This window comes from Actibacterium sp. (assembly GCF_041584535.1).
Taxonomy (GTDB): Bacteria; Pseudomonadota; Alphaproteobacteria; order Rhodobacterales; family Rhodobacteraceae; genus Actibacterium_D.
This window is the reverse complement of sequence record NZ_JBFHDW010000010.1, coordinates 1-18,712: the sequence shown is the minus strand read 5'-3', so window position 1 is coordinate 18,712 and position 18,712 is coordinate 1. Positions and strand designations below refer to the sequence as shown.

At 62.4% G+C, this 18,712-nt stretch carries 24 protein-coding genes and 1 pseudogene; 12 read left to right on the top strand and 13 right to left on the bottom strand.

The features are described from left to right. The 3 genes and pseudogenes from ABYW26_RS01170 to ABYW26_RS01160 form a co-directional block, all read left to right on the top strand. A pseudogene (locus ABYW26_RS01170) lies at positions 1-132 on the top strand (phosphoadenylyl-sulfate reductase); the annotation flags it as partial. Positions 133-183: 51 nt separating this feature from the next. Continuing rightward, the gene (locus tag ABYW26_RS01165; protein WP_372602847.1) at positions 184-612 is read left to right on the top strand and encodes a DUF934 domain-containing protein; all 429 of its coding nucleotides are present in this window, start codon (positions 184-186) and stop codon (positions 610-612) included. 33 nt (positions 613-645) lie between these two features. Then, positions 646-1,482: a ferredoxin--NADP reductase gene (locus ABYW26_RS01160; protein ID WP_372602843.1), complete on the top strand. Its 837-nt coding sequence runs from the start codon at positions 646-648 to the stop codon at positions 1,480-1,482. Positions 1,483-1,524: 42 nt separating this feature from the next. On the opposite strand, the gene ABYW26_RS01155 is transcribed toward ABYW26_RS01160, so the two are convergent. After that, positions 1,525-2,154, bottom strand: coding sequence for a translation initiation factor 3 (locus tag ABYW26_RS01155; RefSeq protein WP_372602842.1), 630 nt, complete (start codon positions 2,152-2,154; stop codon positions 1,525-1,527). 195 nt (positions 2,155-2,349) lie between these two features. Here ABYW26_RS01155 and infC point away from each other — a divergent pair, with 195 nt between their 5' ends. Both infC and ABYW26_RS01145 read left to right on the top strand, forming a co-directional pair. After that, positions 2,350-2,895: a translation initiation factor IF-3 gene (infC, locus tag ABYW26_RS01150; RefSeq protein WP_372602845.1), complete on the top strand. Its 546-nt coding sequence runs from the start codon at positions 2,350-2,352 to the stop codon at positions 2,893-2,895. Between the two features lie 783 nt (positions 2,896-3,678). Further along, on the top strand, positions 3,679-4,647 hold the full coding sequence (locus ABYW26_RS01145) for a phosphoadenosine phosphosulfate reductase (protein ID WP_372602841.1): 969 nt from the start codon (positions 3,679-3,681) through the stop codon (positions 4,645-4,647). Between the two features lie 6 nt (positions 4,648-4,653). Here ABYW26_RS01145 and ureG read toward each other — a convergent pair whose 3' ends face one another. From ureG to ABYW26_RS01085, 12 genes are all read right to left on the bottom strand, one after another. Next, positions 4,654-5,265: an urease accessory protein UreG gene (gene ureG / locus ABYW26_RS01140; protein ID WP_372602840.1), complete on the bottom strand. Its 612-nt coding sequence runs from the start codon at positions 5,263-5,265 to the stop codon at positions 4,654-4,656. Then, positions 5,262-5,894, bottom strand: coding sequence for an urease accessory protein UreF (locus ABYW26_RS01135; protein ID WP_372602839.1), 633 nt, complete (start codon positions 5,892-5,894; stop codon positions 5,262-5,264). The genes ureG and ABYW26_RS01135 overlap by 4 nt, the downstream gene beginning before the upstream one ends. A gap of 9 nt (positions 5,895-5,903) precedes the next feature. Further along, a complete protein-coding gene (gene ureE / locus ABYW26_RS01130; RefSeq protein ID WP_372602838.1) occupies positions 5,904-6,425 on the bottom strand; it encodes an urease accessory protein UreE in 522 nt (173 codons plus the stop codon). Between the two features lie 70 nt (positions 6,426-6,495). After that, complete coding sequence (locus ABYW26_RS01125; RefSeq protein ID WP_372602837.1) at positions 6,496-6,708, bottom strand: hypothetical protein; 213 nt, start codon at positions 6,706-6,708, stop codon at positions 6,496-6,498. Between the two features lie 353 nt (positions 6,709-7,061). Beyond that, entirely contained in the window at positions 7,062-7,295 is a 234-nt protein-coding gene (locus tag ABYW26_RS01120) for a hypothetical protein (protein ID WP_372602836.1), read from the bottom strand. 163 nt (positions 7,296-7,458) lie between these two features. Then, on the bottom strand, positions 7,459-9,168 hold the full coding sequence (ureC, locus tag ABYW26_RS01115) for an urease subunit alpha (protein WP_372602835.1): 1,710 nt from the start codon (positions 9,166-9,168) through the stop codon (positions 7,459-7,461). Positions 9,169-9,179: 11 nt separating this feature from the next. Further along, positions 9,180-9,527, bottom strand: a complete 348-nt coding sequence (locus ABYW26_RS01110) for an antifreeze protein (RefSeq protein WP_372602834.1) — start codon at positions 9,525-9,527, stop codon at positions 9,180-9,182. Further along, positions 9,528-10,241: a hypothetical protein gene (locus ABYW26_RS01105; protein WP_372602833.1), complete on the bottom strand. Its 714-nt coding sequence runs from the start codon at positions 10,239-10,241 to the stop codon at positions 9,528-9,530. A gap of 17 nt (positions 10,242-10,258) precedes the next feature. Further along, complete coding sequence (locus tag ABYW26_RS01100; protein WP_372602832.1) at positions 10,259-10,570, bottom strand: urease subunit beta; 312 nt, start codon at positions 10,568-10,570, stop codon at positions 10,259-10,261. Then, on the bottom strand, positions 10,567-10,743 hold the full coding sequence (locus tag ABYW26_RS01095; protein ID WP_372602831.1) for a hypothetical protein: 177 nt from the start codon (positions 10,741-10,743) through the stop codon (positions 10,567-10,569). The genes ABYW26_RS01100 and ABYW26_RS01095 overlap by 4 nt, the downstream gene beginning before the upstream one ends. A 10-nt stretch (positions 10,744-10,753) precedes the next feature. After that, complete coding sequence (locus ABYW26_RS01090; RefSeq protein ID WP_372602830.1) at positions 10,754-11,056, bottom strand: urease subunit gamma; 303 nt, start codon at positions 11,054-11,056, stop codon at positions 10,754-10,756. 9 nt (positions 11,057-11,065) lie between these two features. Beyond that, complete coding sequence (locus ABYW26_RS01085; RefSeq protein ID WP_372602829.1) at positions 11,066-11,896, bottom strand: urease accessory protein UreD; 831 nt, start codon at positions 11,894-11,896, stop codon at positions 11,066-11,068. Between the two features lie 272 nt (positions 11,897-12,168). On the opposite strand from ABYW26_RS01085, the gene pyrC reads away from it, so the two are divergent. From pyrC to ABYW26_RS01050, 7 genes are all read left to right on the top strand, one after another. Continuing rightward, entirely contained in the window at positions 12,169-13,209 is a 1,041-nt protein-coding gene (gene pyrC, locus ABYW26_RS01080; RefSeq protein ID WP_372602827.1) for a dihydroorotase, read from the top strand. Between the two features lie 40 nt (positions 13,210-13,249). Then, a complete protein-coding gene (locus ABYW26_RS01075; protein ID WP_372602826.1) occupies positions 13,250-13,930 on the top strand; it encodes an orotate phosphoribosyltransferase in 681 nt (226 codons plus the stop codon). Between the two features lie 195 nt (positions 13,931-14,125). After that, entirely contained in the window at positions 14,126-15,619 is a 1,494-nt protein-coding gene (locus ABYW26_RS01070; protein WP_372602825.1) for a replicative DNA helicase, read from the top strand. Positions 15,620-15,684: 65 nt separating this feature from the next. Beyond that, the gene (alr, locus tag ABYW26_RS01065) at positions 15,685-16,734 is read left to right on the top strand and encodes an alanine racemase (protein WP_372602824.1); all 1,050 of its coding nucleotides are present in this window, start codon (positions 15,685-15,687) and stop codon (positions 16,732-16,734) included. Continuing rightward, a complete protein-coding gene (locus ABYW26_RS01060; RefSeq protein WP_372602823.1) occupies positions 16,734-17,513 on the top strand; it encodes an MlaE family ABC transporter permease in 780 nt (259 codons plus the stop codon). The genes alr and ABYW26_RS01060 overlap by 1 nt, the downstream gene beginning before the upstream one ends. Continuing rightward, positions 17,510-18,256 (top strand): ABC transporter ATP-binding protein, encoded by a 747-nt coding sequence (locus ABYW26_RS01055; RefSeq protein ID WP_372602822.1) that lies wholly within the window; start codon positions 17,510-17,512, stop codon positions 18,254-18,256. Before ABYW26_RS01060 ends, ABYW26_RS01055 begins: the two co-directional genes overlap by 4 nt. A 6-nt stretch (positions 18,257-18,262) precedes the next feature. Then, positions 18,263-18,694, top strand: coding sequence for a paraquat-inducible protein A (locus ABYW26_RS01050; protein ID WP_372602821.1), 432 nt, complete (start codon positions 18,263-18,265; stop codon positions 18,692-18,694). Positions 18,695-18,712: the final 18 nt, after the last annotated feature.

Below are 18,712 nucleotides of genomic sequence, written 5' to 3'. Positions count from 1 at the left end.
TATCCGTCGATCGGTTGCGCCCCGTGCACCAGCCCGGTCAAGCCCGGCGAAGACCCGCGCGCCGGTCGTTGGCGCGATCAGGACAAAGAGGAATGCGGTATCCATTTCATCAACGGCAAGGTCGTGCGCGGCCCGTTGCCGGTCGAAGAAGTGGTCGAGGAAACGATGGAAGAGGAGAAACCGATGAATGTGATCGTCACGGATGAAGGTTTCGCAAATGACGACTGGGGTTACGGGTTCATTGCCGCCCCCGATCTGGAAACCTCGGCGGCCAATGCGCCGGCGGTTGCGGTGGATCTGGCCTCGGATGCCGATCCGACCATTCTGACCGGGCGGCTGGACGGCATCGACCTGATCCGCGTCGATTTCCCCAGCTTTGCCGATGGCCGTGGGTTCACGCTGGCCCGCCGTCTGCGGTTGATGGGCTTTGCCGGTCGTCTGCGGGCGCGCGGCCATGTGATCGCTGACCAATACGCGATGGCGCGGCGCGCCGGGTTCGACGAGGTCGAGATCGACCAGGATTTGGCCGAACGCCAGCCCTGGGATCAGTGGCAGGCCCGCGCCAACTGGCAATCGCATGACTATCAAACCCGTCTGCGCGGCGCTGTCTGAGCGCCCGGATCTTCGGTTTCAAGGACCAATACGATGAATGACACCACCCCCGTTGCCGCCGCAACCGCGCGGCCCGTTCCGACCGTCCCCGACGCCCAGACCGTGACCTCGGTCAAGCACTGGACCGATCGGCTGTTTTCGTTCCGCGTGACGCGGCCGCAATCGCTGCGGTTCCGCTCGGGCGAGTTCGTGATGATCGGCCTGATGGGCGATCCGGACCCGAAGACCGGCAAGCAGAAACCGCTGCTGCGGGCCTATTCCATCGCCTCGCCCAGCTGGGATGAGGAACTGGAATTCTATTCGATCAAGGTGCCCGATGGCCCGCTGACCAGCAAACTGCAACATATCGAAGTCGGCGATCAGATCATCCTGCGCCCCAAGCCGGTCGGCACGCTGGTTCTGGATGCGCTGTTGCCCGGCAAGCGGCTGTGGATGTTCGCCACCGGCACCGGCATTGCCCCCTTCGCCAGCCTGCTGCGCGACCCGGAAACCTATGAAAGATATGAAGAAGTCGTGGTCATGCACACCTGCCGTCAAGTCGATGAGCTGGCCTATGGCCGCGAATTGATCGCGGCGCTGCCGGGTGATCCGCTGATCGGTGAACTGGTCGGCGACAAGATCAAATATTATCCCACGACCACCCGCGAAGACAGCCCGTTCATGGGCCGGATCACTGACAACCTGACCTCAGGCAAGGTGTTCGCCGACCTCGGCCTGCCGCCGATGGATGCGGAACACGACCGGGGCATGGTCTGCGGCAGTCTGGGGTTCAACAAGGACATCATGGCGATCCTCGAAGGCTTTGGCCTGAAAGAAGGCGCCAATTCCGAGCCGGCGCAATTCGTCGTCGAAAAGGCCTTTGTCGGCTGACCGCGCAAGGTTGCCCCCGCGCGGCCGATTATTTCGCCTGAATTACAGACCCAGCGCCGCTTTGACCTGATCAATGGCCGCAGCCACCAGATCGGGGTTGTTGGCGGCTTGCTGAACCACAGCGATCAGCGTGGTCTTTTCCATCTCGCCCAGATCCGTCTCTTGAATCGCGGCGATCAGTTTTTCACCGTCGAAACCTTCAACGGTCAGCAGACCAGCCAACGCATCGTCCGAGGCCGGAGCCGCATCGGTTGCGGTGTCAGCAGCGGCATCGGTCGCAGCTTCGGTGGTGTCAGCAGCGGCATCCGTGGCGGCTTCGGTCGCGTCCGCAGCGGATTCGGTTGCTGCTGTTGCCGAATCAGTGGCAGCTTCGACAGCTTCCTTCATCTCGTCCATGGCGCCCTGCACGGCCTCTTTGGCGGTGTCGGCGGCCTCAGCAGCGGCATCCTTGGCGGCGTCAGCGGCCTCGGTCACAGCTTTCTTGGCCTCTTCCACCGCCTCTTTGGCGGCTTCAGCGGCTTCGTGGGCGGATTCTTTGGCTTCTTCCGCTTCGGGCGCCTTGGTTTCAACCACAGCGGGCGCCTCGGCGGGGGTATTTTGGGACTGATACCATGCGAAACCACCCAGGCCGACGGCCGCAAGAATCGCTACAGTGATTACAGTATTCTTCATAACTCGTTTCCTTTTCGGACTATTGCCGATCACTTATGATCGCACGATGTGACACTGCACTTGCAGAAAGAAAACAGCTATTCCACCTTTCGGCAGCAAATCGCCACATTCTGTCCCAGAATATCGGGTTGAAAGACGCGGTCAGCGGGACTATTTTGCCCGCCACCTGATTTCAATGACAGAAGGATCAATGTCATAGCCCGCAGACCTCATAACGCGCCCCCGACGCGCGACACTGGCCCCCGCATCAATGAACGCATCCGGGCGCCGCAAATCCGACTGATTGGTGCCGAAGGCGAAAATGTCGGCGTGGTCACTCCGGAGCGTGCAATGGCAATGGCCGAACAAGCCGGGCTGGATCTGGTGGAAATCTCTCCGAACGCTGAGCCGCCGGTCTGCAAGATCATGGATTTCGGCAAGTTCAAATACGAACAGCAAAAACGCGAATCCGAAGCACGGAAAAAGCAAAAGATCATCGAGGTCAAAGAGGTCAAATTCCGGCCGGGCACCGATACGCATGACTACGAAGTCAAAATGCGTAACGTGTTCAAATTCCTGGAAAAAGGCGACAAAGTGAAAATCACTCTGCGCTTCCGGGGCCGCGAGATGGCGCACCTTAATCTGGGCCGCGAGCTGTTGGAGCGTGTGGCCGAGGACGTCAAGGAAGTGGGCAAGGTTGAAAACATGCCCAAGATGGAAGGCCGCCAGATGATCATGATGATCGGGCCAATCCCAAGATAATTTCTGCGCCTGTCGCAGACCGCCAAGCCCCCGCATCGTCGGGGGCTTTTGCGTCTTTCAGGGGGCTGAAAAATTTAAGGCGCCGCAGGAGGGAGGGCCCGCAGCGCCTGAGAGGCTTCGTCAATTCGCGGCAGAGGGAGGCCGCCGCCGAACAAACCGTGCAGGGAAGTCACGGTCGAAGCAAAGGTCGCGTGTCCCACGCCAATAGAGATTCGCAACCTATGATTTTCTTATAACCAAGGACGGTCGCGGCGACTTTGATACAGGTCAAACGCGATCAGGGCCGGGCTATATTCGTGCTGCAGTGCATGAAACGGGTCGTGTTTTGCGGCCAAAATCCCCGGCCCCGCCCCGGGCGCAGGCCATATTCGGGCCACCGGCAGGTCAGGTGTGTGCGGCGCCACAGGCCATCGCAGGCCGCCGCATGATTCTAGGCAACGGGTCCAGAGCGCCCAGATCAACCCTTGATTGCGCGACGCGCCCGCTTGTCAGCGAACTTGCTGACTGCGTCGTCCAGACCGACTCGCACCGGGCGGGCATAGGCAGTCTGCTTATGGTTTTGCAGCCCCCTCTTTCGCCGGAAAATCGCCAATACCGACGTTAATCGGTATCAAACCGCCGATTTTGGCGGACTGTCGCGGAATGGCCGGACTCTCTCGTAATATTGCCCCGTCGCCCGCTAATTTCTGCCCCAATGTTCCGTCACAAAAGGTTCAATCGAGTAACGAATGTGCCGCTGACCGGGCTTCTGGCCCAAATTACTGCGGAATGAGTGAGGCCAACATGCGGGTTGAAACCGTCGAACATCCAATTAACGAACGTCCCTGGTATCAACGCCTTGATGCATTGGGCGAGGCCCGCGGCAGCTTTGAACGACTGGGCAATGCCCATGCCGCCCTGTTCATCGACGAAACCCCCACCCTGTTGGTCAGCTTTGAAACCGCCGAAAGCATGGGAACGGCCGAAGATGCCGTGCCGCTGGCCTTTGATCTGGCCGAAGATGCCGGCTGGTCGCTGTTGTCAGTGATCTGCGAAGGCGACACCTGGTTCCGTGACCCCCGCGTTTACGGCTATTTCGACCGGCTGGTCGATGACGGCTTTTTCGAGGATTTCGACCGCGTCGTGTTCTATGGTGCGGGCATGTGCGGCTATGCGGCGGCGGCGTTTTCGGTCGCGGCCCCCGGTGCCACGGTCATCACCATCTGCCCGCAGGCCACGTTGGACCCGCGCGTCACCGAATGGGATCCGCGCTTTGCCCAGCATCGCCGCCTGTCGTTTACCGATCGCTATGGCTATGCGCCCGACATGCTTGAGGCCGCCAACCACGCCTTCATCCTGTATGACCCGGATGTATCGCTGGATTCGGTCCATGCGGCGCTGTTCACCCGGCCCAATGTCACCAAGCTGCGCTGTCGCTGGCTGAATGGCTCGGTCGAGGCTGATCTGGTCAAGATGGGCGTGCTGGCCGAGATGCTGGACGCCGCTTGCGAAGGCCATCTGACCGAGGAAATCTTTCACCAGCTTTATCGCGCCCGCCGCGATTACAAACCCTATCTGCGGCGGCTGATGGAAACGCTGGAATACGAAGACCGGCCCTATCTGACCGCGCTGTTATGCCAAAGCGTCGCCGGGCGGCTACGTGCGCCGCTGTTCCGCAAGCGTTTCAAACAGGCAGTCAGCAAGCTGTCTGAATCCGGGCCGCTGCCCGATTGGCTGGATATCGATACACTGGACAAGGCGGCGGACGGTTAACCGCCGTCAGAACCCGCCCTGTTCCTCGACAAAGGCGATGATCTGATCGACGCCTTTGCCCGATTTCAGCGCCGCCATCACGAACGGCCGCGTTCCGCGCGCGGCGCGGGCATCGGATTCCAGCAGCACCGGATCGACCCCGACATAAGGCGCCAGATCGATCTTGTTGATGATCAACAGGTCCGAGCGCGTCACCCCCGGCCCTTTCTTGCGCGGAATATCCTGCCCCGCCGCCGTGTCGATGACATAAAGCGTGATGTCGGCCAGTTCCGGGCTAAATGTCGCGGCCAGATTATCGCCGCCCGATTCAATCAGGATCATGTCCAGATCGGGGATGCGTTCGCGAAAGGCGGCGACCTCGGCCAGATTGATGCTGGCATCCTCGCGGATTGCGGTATGCGGGCAGCCGCCGGTCTCGACACCCTTGATGCGCTCCATCGGCAGAACCTGCGCCCGCATCAGGTATTCGGCATCTTCCGAGGTGTAGATGTCATTGGTGATCACAGCGATCGAGTATTTCGACGCCAGAGCACGGCACAGCTGTTCGGTCAGCGTCGTCTTGCCAGCGCCAACCGGGCCGCCGATACCGATCCGAAGGGGTCCGTTGGGGCTGCTCATGTCTTGAAAATCCTTACGTCCAGTTCTTCATGCTGCATAGCCGACAGGTCAGCGCCCAAGGCGGCGCTGCCCAGATCGTCCAGCGTGGCCTGCGCGGCGCGGGCGGCGACGGCCTGAATGGTCGGGTGCAGACCGGCCAGAACGCGCTGGCCTTCGGTCTGGCCCAAAGGCACGAACCGCACCGCCACCGACACAAGATTCGACGCAAACCCATGCAGATACAGCGCCGCCACCTGCTCGGGCGACAAATCCAGCCGCCGCGCCGCCACGCCCAGCGCCACCGGCAGCGGCCGCGCCGGGGCGTCCTCACCATTGATCTGGTTGATGGTCGACACCAAGGCCCGGCCCTGCGCCAGCGTTTCCTCTTGCCGCTCGCGCGAGGTCGCCAGCGCCAGCGCCAGCGCGGCCAAATCATCGGCATCAGCGCCCTTTTGTGTCAGGCACAGCAAGGTCACATCGACCGCACCGGCGCCTTCTTCCAGCACCAGCTGCAGCCAGTCCTGCAATCCGGCTGCATCGCCCACCTGATCGGTGGCGATCGCGGTCTCCAACCCGTGGCTATAGGCAAAGCTGCCCAGCGGAAAAGCCGGTGACAACCATTGTGTCAGGGTCAGAAGATCGGCGCTCATCCTTGGGCCTTAATGGTCATGGGAATGGCTGTGGTCATGCGTGTGATCGTGGGAATGGTCATGCCCGTGGTCATGGTCGCCATGCGAATGCCCCATCGTGCGCCCATGGCCATAGGCCCCGCCTTCGGGGGTGAACGGCGCGGTCACATGCGCCACCCCGGCGCCCAGATGGGCCAGCATATCGGCCAGCACATGGTCATGGGCGATCAACAGGTGATCGGCCTCGATCTGGCAGGGGGTGTGGCGGTTGCCGATATGCCATGCCAGCCGCGGCAGGTTCGGCCCGGTGATTTTCAGCAAGGTCTCGGGGGCGGCCTGAATCGCCACCGCGCGCCCGTCCTCAAGGATCAGGGCATCGCCGGCGGCAAGGCTGGTGGTTTCAGGCAGATCGACGCGCATATCCGCGCCGGAATCCGTGGTCAGCCGCTTGCGGCGCAGAAACCGCGCCTCGTAGCTGAGGGTCAACGTGTCCGCGGCATCGGACCATTGGCCTTGCCGCGCGACCTTATAAGAACAAAGCACCGCCACCATCTGCCTCTCCGTCATTCCGGGGTTCATGGCAGCATAGGCGGCGGCGCAAATCGGTTAAAGCCGAATCCGCTTAGACGTAGCAGCGGGTGCGGACAAAGCGCTCGACCATTTCTTCGCGGGTCACACCGCGTGCGACCAGATCGGCATCGCTCATCATGCTCAGCGCTTCCAGGCGTTTTGCCGTGTCGCTGTTTTCAGCAATCTTCACAAGGAAGCGGCCGATGGTTTGAAAAATCGAAGCCGAGAACGTCGGCATGTGCAGGTTCGTAGTGGTCAGTGCCATTTTGGAAACTCCTGTAAAACAGTTGCTTCCTCCCTTGCTTGTAGAATTAAGGTTTTGACCGGGATGTTCAAGCCCCATCGCCGCAATGCGGCATTGCGTGTAGCGCAACGGCGAATTCCGACAGTGGTATCACTATTGGAACCTTCTTTTCCCATATTTAATAACCTCTTAGTCATTACTATCGCCGCCACAGGATCGGGGAAACTGTCGGTGTTTTTCCCCGAATACGCAGCGTCATTTACGGGGGATTGGCTGAAAAACGCAGGCCTTATTGTATTATTTCATATGTCCCAAAAACACAAAAAGCGCGCCGTCGGGGGCGCGCTTGGCGGGGGTGTTTTCGGGAAAAGGACTCAGGCGGCCAGCGTGCCCGAGCCCAGATGCTGCGCCACATAGGCGACGATCTCGGTCCGGCGCAGCCCCCTGCGCGCCAAGGCTTCGTCGCTAAGCGCATTCAGGCGGCGCAGTGCGTCCTGCGCGGCGCGGCGTTCCAGATAGGCGTTAAACCCCTGCCCCATCTCGGCAAGCATCATGTCGAGCTGGATCAGCGCGACGTTATCGGCGTTGTGATCTTCGGCATGCGCCATTGGAAACCTCATTCGCGTTTGGTTTCCTCCCTTGCCGCCCATATCGGGCATGTCGCGGCAAAGTTTAAGGCCCAATGCCGCATAGCAGCATTGCAGCTTTCGCAACTTACGCCAAATCGCATGATTTCAGGGGCTTAGGCCGGGACCGCGTGGCGCAAAAGCCTCAGAACATGAAGTAACGCTGCGCCATCGGCAGTTCGGTCGCCGGTTCGCAGGTCAGCAATTCGCCATTTGCGCGCACTTCATAGGTCTCGGGATTGACCTCGATCTGCGGGGTGGCGTCGTTCATCACCATGTCGGACTTGCCGATATTGCGGGTATTTTTCACCGCGACGGTGGATTTCGCCAGCCCCAGATGGTCACGCACGCCGTCGGCATGTGCGGCATCGCTGACGAACAGCACCGCCGAGCGTTCAACCGCCCGGCCCAGCGCCCCGAACATCTGCCGGGTATAGACCGGCTGCGGCGTCGGGATCGATGCGTTCGGATCGCCCATCTGCGCCACGGCAATCATGCCGCCCAGCACCACCATTTCCGGTTTCACCCCGAAAAACGCCGGGCTCCACAGCACCAGATCGGCGCGTTTGCCTTCCTGAATGCTGCCGATATGGGTCGACATGCCATGCGCGATGGCCGGGTTGATGGTGTATTTCGCCACATAGCGTTTGACGCGAACGTTGTCGTTATCGCCGGTTTCCTCGGGCAAGCGGCCGCGCTGGACCTTCATCTTATGCGCGGTCTGCCAGGTGCGGATGATCACCTCGCCCACCCGGCCCATGGCCTGACTGTCCGAGGCGATGATGCTGAAGGCACCCATATCGTGCAGGATGTCCTCGGCGGCGATGGTTTCCTTGCGGATGCGGCTTTCGGCAAAGGCCACGTCCTCGGGGATGGCCCTGTCGAGGTGGTGACAGACCATCAGCATATCCAGATGCTCTTCCAGCGTGTTCACGGTGTAAGGCCGCGTCGGGTTGGTCGAGCTGGGCAGGACGTGCTGTTCCTGCACGACCTTGATGATGTCAGGGGCATGACCGCCGCCCGCGCCTTCGGTGTGGAAAGCGTGGATGGTGCGGCCCTTCATCGCCGCGACGGTGTTTTCCACAAAGCCGCTTTCATTCAGCGTATCGGTGTGGATCATCACCTGCACATCCATATCGTCGGCCACCGACAGGCAGCAGTCGATCGCGCCGGGGGTGGTGCCCCAGTCTTCGTGCAGCTTCAGCGAACAAGCGCCGGCATTGACCATCTCGACCAGCGCGGCAGGTTGGCTGGCGTTGCCCTTGCCAGCCAGACCAAAGTTCATCGGCAGCCCGTCCAGCGCCTGCAGCATCCGGCCGATATGCCACGGCCCCGGCGTGCAGGTGGTGGCCAGCGTGCCATGCGCCGGGCCAGTGCCGCCGCCCAGCATCGTGGTCAGGCCCGAATGCAGCGCATCCTCGACCTGTTGCGGACAGATGAAATGGATATGGCTGTCAAACCCGCCTGCGGTGACGATCTTGCCCTCGGCGGCGATGACCTCGGTGCCCGGTCCGACAATGATATCGACACCGGGCTGGGTGTCAGGGTTGCCCGCCTTGCCGATCTTGGCGATCCGGCCACCGCGCAGGCCGATATCGGCCTTGTAAATGCCGGTCACATCCAGAATCAGCGCATTGGTCAGAACGGTATCCACCGCCCCACCGGCGCGCGTGACCTGGCTTTGCCCCATGCCGTCGCGGATGACCTTGCCGCCACCGAATTTGACCTCTTCCCCGTAGGTGGTGAGATCGCGTTCGACTTCGATGATCAGGTCGGTATCTGCCAGCCGCACCCGGTCGCCGGTGGTGGGACCATACATATCGGCATAGGCAGCGCGCGAGATTTTGGCGGGCATGGGGGTCTCTCCTATAGGGTCAGACGCAGTTTCGGCACGGGCCGCACGCCGTGTTGCGACAGGCGGCTGGAATTTTCATAGGTCCGCACGCGGATCGGTTGCAGGGCCGCCGTGGCGACCTGATCCGGACGGTCTCCGCGCCAGATCGCGCGCTGAGCGGCCTCGACCGCTTCGGCCAGACCGCTGAGTTTTTCGCCGACCATGACGTGGTTTTCCTCGGGCGGAACGGCCCAAAGGCCCCACCAGCCCAGACAGCGCATGGTGATGACCATATGAGCCTCGACCGTCAGGTGGGTCAGTTCCAACCCCGCCTGAAACAATTCAAGCGGGGTCGGGGCGTTGGTATTGGTCAGGATCATTTATTTTTCACTGAACGGTTGCGCCGGACGGGTCGGTTGCTTGCGGCGGCGGCTGGTCGTGCGCGAGGTGTCCGCCTTGGCAGCGGCGGGTTTCTTCGGCGCGGTGGCTTTGACCGCCGGAGCAGCAGCCGGGGCCGGTTTCGGCGCGTCGACTTTCGGGGCTTCAACCTTGGTTTCGACCGGCTTGGGGGTCTCGACTTTGGCCTCTACCGGCTTCGGCGCTTCGACCTTGGCGGCGGGTTTCGGCGCTTCGACTTTGGCTTCAACCGGCTTCGGGGTCTCGACCTTGACTTCGACCTTGGCCTCTACCGGCTTCGGCGTTTCAACCTTGGCGGCGGGCTTGGGGGCCTCGACCTTGGCTTCAACCGGCTTGGGGGCTGCGACCTTGGCGGCGGGTGCGGCTGCCGGGGTCGGCTTTACCTTGACGATTTCCGCTTCGACCACCGGCTTTTTCACCGCCGGTTTCGACAGCGGCTTGACCTCGACCACTTCGGCGGTCGGGGTCGGGGTGACGTCCTTCATCACCGCGCGCAGCGGCGGGGTATAGCCCCGGCTGACGGTGCGGATATCGACGGCAGGCATCAGCGGGTTAAAGCGACGGGCCAGATCCAGCCATGCGTTGGCCATCGACATCTGCATTTCCAGCGCAGAGGTCCAGACATGCACATAGTTCGAATACGGCAGGTCGGAGTTGTAAGCTTTGACAGAAATCATGATTTTTCCTTTGTTGCTCAGGCGTCCAGAGCGCCCATAACAGTCTGATTGAAACCGAAAATCCGACGGGCGCCCGAGACAGGAACCAGCGTTACCTGACGGGTTTGGCCCGGTTCGAACCGCACGGCAGTGCCGGCGGCGATATCCAGACGCATTCCCCGCGCAGCATCGCGGTCAAACTCAAGCGCCGAGTTGGTTTCGGCAAAGTGGTAATGGCTGCCGACCTGAACGGGTCGGTCGCCGGTATTGGCTACGGTCAGGGTCAACGGCGTCTGACCGGCATTCAGAGTGATGTCGCCGGGGGCCGTGAAAATCTCGCCGGGGATCATTTGCGCACCCGGATCGCAACAAGCGCCGCACCGGCAATTGCCACCACGCCCGAGCCGAACAGCATCAGCGCGGCGGTATCGATTCCATGCGGATGCAGATGCATACCCGAATGCGCCAAGGCCGGGCTTGCGGCGGTCAAAGCGGTGGTGAGGGTCACGAGAGTTGTTTTCATAAGGCTCTCCTCAGCGGATCGGGTGATGGACGGTCACCAGCTTGGTGCCGTCGGGGAATGTGGCTTCGACCTGAACATCGTGGATCATCTCGGGGATGCCGGGCATGCATTGGGCGGCAGTGACCACATGGGCACCCGCCTCCATCAGATCGGCGACCGAGCGACCATCGCGCGCGCCTTCGACCACGTAATCGGTGATCAGGGCAATCGCTTCGGGGTGGTTCAGCTTGACACCGCGCGCCAGCCGCCCGCGCGCAACCATGGCGGCGAGACTGATCAGCAGCTTGTCTTTTTCCCGTGGCGTCAGGTTCATGACCCCTCCTCAGATTTGCCAGACACGGGGCAAGGCCGCCCCGCGCAAATTGCTTAACAGCGCCACCAGCGCATGACGCAGCGGCATCGCATCCGCCGCCATCAGCCGGGCCACGCATTTGCCGTCCCAGCCCGAACTGCCGACCGCGACATCGGTGCAGCCGGCAAGCACGGCGCGCATCGGCGCCAGCGCGTCTTCGGCCCCCGGCGCGATCAGCGCGACCGTGGCAAAAGCCCGCGCGCCATTCAACCCCGCAACCGCCCCGCGTCGCGCAAGGCTGTCGCCGGTCAGACGCAAAGGTTCGACCAGAACCGGCCGGTTATCGCGAGTCACGTGGCGATGGTCCAGCAGCGAAATATCCGACAGCACCTCGCCCATCGCGGCACGGCCCAGAACAACGGTTTCAACCATCAGCAACCGCGCATCGCCGGTCAGCCGGGCCGTGGTCCGGCGGCGCAGCGCCGAATGTTCGAACAGAATGGTTTCCTGCGGCAGCCAATCCAGATCGGCCCCGCGTCCCAAAGTCAGGTCGACCTCAAGCTCGGCCACACCACCGCTTGAGGCATAGGCCCGCTCGGCGGTCTGGGTGGTCGCCGTCGCCTGCGCCCCGTCCTCAAGCGTCACGGCAAAGCGCATCTTGTCGCCCCCGGTCAGCCCGCCTGCGGTGTTCAGAAAAACGATCTCGGGGCGCGGCGAATGGTTGCGCGGCAACATCGCCTTGGCAGATCCCGATTGATGCAGATTGCGCAGCTTCGCGCCGTTGGCCGCAGCCGACAGCACAACCTCGGCCCGCCCGCGCGTGCGTTGCATACTCAAAGTGGCGTCAGCGGAATCCAGCATGGAACCTTCTTATCGCGGAACTGCGACAGGATCATTTTATCACAATGCTGCGCCGCAGCAATGCCCGGAATCAATGCGTGACGCGGAATTATTGCGCATTACCGCCGAAAAAACAGGCGGACGGTGTATTCGGCGTGATGCCGGGCGCGGCAACAGACGGAATCGCTGTTGGCCGGTGCAACGCCTTTGGGCGGTAGATATCGCACCGTTCCCGACCCCGCGCCTGCAATAGCCACTGGAAACCAAGCCGCCAATTGTGTAACGCCTGCGACATGACCCAAAGCCTGATCCTCCGCCGCCCCGACGACTGGCACCTGCATCTGCGCGATGGCGCGATGCTGGCTGGTGTATTGCCCGAAACCGCCCGGCATTTCGGCCGCGCGATCGTGATGCCGAACCTCGTGCCTCCGGTCGTGACCGGCGCCGATGCCGCAGCTTATCGTGGCCGGATCATGGCCGCCCTGCCCGAGGGCGCTGATTTCACGCCGCTGATGACGCTGTATCTGACCGAACAGACCGACCCCAACGACGTCGCCGCCGCCCATGCCAGCGGGCTGGTCACGGCGGTCAAGTTGTATCCGGCCGGGGCCACCACCAATTCGGCCAGCGGCGTCACCGATTTCGACAAGGTGCGCGGCGTGCTTGAGAAAATGGCCGAGATCGGCATGCCGCTGTGTGTCCATGGCGAAGACACCGATCCCGCCGTCGATATCTTTGACCGCGAGGCCGTGTTCATCGACCGGGTTCTGGACCCGATCCGCCGCGCGACGCCGGGCCTGCGCGTGGTGATGGAGCATATCACCACCGCCGACGGCGTGGCCTATGTTCAGGCCAATGACGCCGATCTGGGCGCGACGATCACCACCCATCACCTGATCATCAACCGCAACCACATTCTGGTTGGCGGGATCAAGCCGCATTACTATTGCCTGCCCGTCGCCAAGCGTGAAAGTCACCGGCAGGCGCTGGTTCAGGCGGCAACCTCGGGCGATGCGCGGTTCTTTCTGGGCACCGACAGCGCGCCGCATATCGACCCGCTGAAGGAAAACGCCTGTGGCTGTGCCGGGTGTTTCACCGCGACCAACACCCTGTCCTGCCTTGCCGAAGTGTTCGAGACCGCCGGGGCGCTGGATAAGCTTGAGGCCTTTACCAGCCTCAATGGCCCGGCCTTCTACCGCCTGCCGCCGAACGAGGCGACCCTGACCCTGACCAAGGGCGCGCCCGTCGCCTATCCCGCCAAGATTCAGACCGGCGCCGGTCCGGTCACGGTGTTCGACCCCGGTTTCCCGCTGCATTGGCAGGTCGAAGCCTGATCGCCGCCCCCCGAAAGACAACCGATAGAAAGCTGCTGCCATGATCCCCACCTCGTTCCCCCCCAAGGAAGAAATCGCCCGCCTGACCGCGCGGATGCTGCTGGAAATCAAGGCGGTGCATTTCAATGCGGCCGAACCGTTCACGCTGGCCTCGGGCCTGCCGTCGCCGACCTATATCGATTGCCGCAAGCTGATCTCGTATCCGCGCATTCGCAGCACCCTGATGGACTTTCTGACCGTCACCGTGATGCGCGACGCCGGGTTCGAGGCGTTTGACAACATCGCCGGTGGCGAAACCGCAGGCATCCCCTTTGCCGCCATGGTGGCCGAGCGTCTGGCCCTGCCGATGACCTATGTCCGCAAAAAGCCCAAAGGCTATGGCCGCAACGCCCGGATCGAGGGCGCGATGACCGAAGGCCAGCGCGTGCTGCTGGTCGAGGATCTGACCACCGATGGCGGCAGCAAGCTGTCCTTTGTCGATGCGATCCGCGACACCGGCGCGACCTGCGGCCATACGGCGGTGATTTTCTATTACGGCATCTTCCCCGGCACCGAAAAACGTCTGGGCGATCACGGCGTGCAACTGCATCACCTGTGCACCTGGTGGGACGTTCTGGCCGAGGCCAAGGCCACCAACGCGTTTGACGCCGAAACCCTGGCCGAGGTCGAATCTTTCCTGACCGCCCCGCGGGCCTGGCAAGAGGCGCGGCAAAAGGGCTGATCGCCGATCAGCGAAACCTTGCCGACCCGTTTCAGGGGCGCCCCGCAACGGGCGCCTCAATATCTTGATGACCCCTCGCCCAAATCCGCAAAATCGTGTAGGATCAGGGTTATCCACAGCCGATCCACAGAAACATACATTTTGCTCTGGGCGCCGCCTCTCATGTAAGGAAACGCGCAGAGACAGGGACGGAAAATGAACGAGATCGCAAAGATCCGGCCACAGGCCGAAGATGCCGCCGAGGCTGGCACACTGCCGCATAACATCGAAGCCGAACAACAGCTTCTTGGCGCCATTCTGACCAACAACGATGTGTATGACCGGGTGGCCTCGGTCATCCAGTCGCATCATTTCTATGAACCCGTGCATGCCCGCATCTACGAGGTGGCGGCAGCGCGGATTCAAAAAAATGCCCTGGCCTCGCCGGTGACGCTGAAAGCGTTTCTTGAGGATGACGAGGGCCTGAAGGAACTGGGCGGCCCGGCCTATCTGGCCAAGCTGGCCGGGGCAGCGATTTCATCCTTCGCGGCGCGCGACTATGCGCAGATGATCTATGATTTCTCGATCCGCCGCGAACTGATCCAGCTGGGCCGCGATATTTCCGACAAGGCCGCGCATGTCTCGGTCGAAAGCGAGCCGAAAACCCAGATCGTCGAGGCCGAACAGGCGCTGTACAAGCTGGGCGAACAAGGCCAGTCCGAAAGCGGGTTCCAGTCGTTCCTGCGCGCGGTCACCGATGCGGTGAACGTCGCCAACGCCGCGTATCAGCGCGATGGCGGGCTGGCGGGGATCTCGACCGGGCTGATCGACATGGATACCAAGCTGGGCGGCCTGCACAAATCCGACCTTCTGATCCTTGCCGGACGGCCGTCGATGGGGAAAACCTCATTGGCGACCAACATCGCCTATAACATCGCCAAGACCTATAAACGCGGCACCCTGCCCGATGGCTCGGAAGGCGCGGTCAGCGGTGGCGTGGTCGGGTTCTACAGCCTTGAAATGAGCGCCGAACAGCTGGCTGGCCGGATTCTGGCCGAGGCCTCGGAAATCTCGTCGCACAAGATCCGTCAGGGCGACATGACCGAAGAGGAATTCCGCCGCTTCGTCGAGGCTGCCAAACAGCTTGAGGCCTGCCCGCTGTTCATCGACGACACCCCGGCGCTGCCGATCAGCCAACTGGCCGCCCGCGCCCGCCGCCTGAAGCGAACGCATGGTCTGGACGTGCTGATCGTCGACTATTTGCAGCTGGTGCGCCCTGCGACCGCCAAGGACAGCCGCGTGAACGAGGTGTCCGAGATCACTCAGGGCCTGAAAGCCATCGCCAAGGAACTGGAAATCCCGGTCATCGCCCTGTCCCAGCTAAGCCGGGCCGTCGAAAGCCGCGAAGACAAGCGGCCGCAACTGTCGGACCTGCGGGAATCGGGCTCGATCGAGCAGGACGCCGACGTGGTGATGTTCGTCTATCGCGGCGAATACTACAAAGAGCGCGAAAAGCCCGGCGACGAGAACATGGACGCCATGGCCAAGTGGATGGAAGAAATGGACCGCCTGCACGGCAAAGCCGAAGTCATCATCGGCAAACAGCGTCACGGCCCCATTGGCACCATCGAGCTTAGCTTCGAGGCCCAGTTCACCCGCTTTGGCAATCTCGTCAAACCGTGGCAACAAGGGGCAGGCGGCGATTTCTGACCGCTGCCTGCGCCGAATACGTTTCTCCCTTGACCTGATCGCTTGTGCCAACCAAACCATTCGCCATGTCTACTGGATCACTGAACATCAATCTCGAAGCGCTCAAGCGCAACTGGGCGGCACTTGACGCCCGCTCGGCCTCGGGCGTCGAAACCGGCGCCGTGGTCAAAGCAAATGGCTATGGTCTGGGGTCTGCGCAGGTTGCGCGGGCGCTGGCACAGGCCGGGGCGCGGAAATTCTTTGTCGCGACCGCTGAAGAAGGCTCCGCCGTGCGCGAGGTTCTGGGCCGTGGCCCCGAAATCTTTGTGTTCGGCGGCCACATGTCGGGCGATACCGACATGATCAACGATCTTGACCTGATCCCGATGCTGAACTCGGTCGATCAGCTGACCCGCCATTTCGAGGCCCTGCCCGGCGCCGCGTTCGGCATTCAGCTGGACACCGGCATGAACCGGCTGGGCATGGAAATGGCCGAATGGGCCGCGGTGGCGGAAATCGCCCTGACCGCAGGCCCGCGTCTGGTGATGAGCCACCTCGCCTGCGCGGACGAGCCTGACCATCCGCAAAATGCGCAACAGCTGGCCACCTTCCACGCCATGACCGACGGCATCAACGTGCCGCGCAGCCTGTCGGCGACCGGTGGCATCCTGCTGGGCCCCGACTATCATTTCGACGTCACCCGCCCCGGTGTCGGCCTGTATGGCGGCCTGCCGTTCGAAGAGGCCGAGCCGGTGGTCAACCTGTCGCTGCCGGTCATCCAGACCCGCGAAGTCGAACAGGGCGAAAGCGTCGGCTACAGCGCCACCTGGATCGCCGAAGAGGACTCGGTCGTCGCCACCGTCTCGGGCGGCTATGCCGATGGCCTGATCCGCGCCATGAGCGGCCGTGGCCACCTGTTCTTTGACGGCACGCCCTGTCCGATCGTCGGCCGGGTGTCGATGGACCTGATCACCGTCGATGTGACCCATCTGGCCGCAACGCCGCGCATGCTGGACATTCTCGGCCCGGATCAGACCATCGACGATCTGGCCGATGTGGCTGGCACCATCGGTTATGAGATCCTGACCTCGCTGGGCGCGCGCTATAAACGCCGCTATGTCGGGGATCTGGTCTGATGCTGCTGCGCGCGGTCGCTGGCGTCGGTCATGGCACGCTGGGGTTTCTGGCCGGGATCGGGCGCGGATCGCGCTATGTTCTGGACACGCTGATCGCGCTTGTCCGGCCGCCGTTTTACTTTAAGGAATTCCTGCAGGCGCTTCTGACAATTGGATATTTCAGCCTTCCTGTTGTTGGCCTGACCGCCGTGTTCACCGGCGCCGCGCTGGCGCTGCAGATCTACGCCGGCGGCTCGCGGTTCGATGCCGAAGCCGTCGTGCCCTCGATTGTCGCCATCGGCATGACACGCGAACTTGGCCCGGTTCTGGGCGGCCTGATGGTCGCCGCCCGCGTCGCCAGTTCGATCGCCGCCGAGATTGGCACGATGAAAGTCACCGAACAGATCGACGCGCTGGTGACGCTGTCCACCGACCCGATGCGCTATCTGACGGTGCCGCGCGTGCTGGCCGCGACACTGGCGCTGCCGGTGCTGGTCGGTGTCGGCGACGCCATCGGCATCATGGGCGGATTTCTGGTCGGCATCGGCCGGCTTGACTTTAACTCTGCCGCCTATCTGTCTAACACTGTTGATTTTCTCGAATTCTGGGATGTGGCATCCGGCCTTGTAAAAGGCGCTGTCTTTGGCTTCATCATCGCGCTTGTCGGCTGCTATTTCGGCATGCATTCCGGGCGCGGCGCCCAAGGCGTGGGCCGCGCCACCAAGTCGGCGGTGGTGACGGCCTCGGTGCTGATCCTCGCCTCAAACTACCTGCTGACCGAGGCGTTCTTTACCCAATGATCGAAATGCGCGGCGTTCATAAAGCCTTTGGCAGCAACAAGGTGTTGCGCGGCGTCGATCTGGTGGTGCCCAAGGGCGAAAGCATGGTCATTATCGGCGGCTCGGGCACTGGCAAATCAGTGGCGCTGAAATGCGTGCTGGGGCTGATCAAACCCGACGCCGGGCAGATCCTGGTCGATGGTCAGGATGTCGAAAAGGCCGAGCGCGATGCGTTTCTCGCCCATTTCGGCATGCTGTTTCAGGGCGGCGCCCTGTTCGACAGCCTGCCGGTCTGGCAGAACGTCGCCTTTCGCCTGCTGCGCGGCTCGCTGAAACGCCCCAAGGCCGAGGCCCGCGAGATCGCGATCGAAAAGCTGCGCCGCGTCGGGCTGAAACCCGAAACCGCCGACCTCTTCCCGGCCGAACTGTCCGGCGGCATGCAGAAACGCGTCGGCCTTGCCCGCGCTATCGCCGCCGAACCGCAAATCATCTTTTTCGACGAACCCACCACCGGGCTGGACCCGATCATGGCTGGCGTCATCAACGAACTGATCCGCGAGATCGTGGTGGAAATGGGTGCCACCGCCATGACCATCACCCACGACATGAGCAGCGTCCGCGCCATCGCCGACAAGGTGGCGATGCTGCATGACGGCGTGATCAAATGGACCGGCCCGGTCAGCCGCCTTGACGATTCCGGTGACCCCTATCTGGACCAGTTCATCCATGGCCGCGCCGAAGGCCCGATCGAGGCGGTGCGATAGCCGGCGATGAAATACGCCAACCTCGCCCTGCTGATCCTGTTTCCCATCGCGTGGTTCGCGCCCCTGATGCGGGCGGGTCTGGGGCTGCCGTTCTTTCACCTCAGCGAAATCAGCGTCATCACGGGCCTGCAAAGCCTGTGGCAAACCGATATCTTTCTGGCGCTGCTGGTCACGCTGTTCGCCCTTGTGGCGCCAATCCTGAAAACCCTCGGGCTGGCACTGATCCAATTCGGCCTCGCCTCGCCGCGCCTGCTGCCGGTGCTGACGATCCTTGGCAAACTGGCGATGGCCGACGTGTTCTTGATCGCGCTCTACATTGTGCTGGCCAAGGGCGTCGGGGTCGGCAAGGTCGAAACCGCATGGGGCCTTTACCTGTTCACCGCCTGCATTCTTGCCTCGCTGGCGCTTTCCCTGCTGGAAAGCGCCAAAGCCCGCTGACGCGGCCTGCCTGCGGCG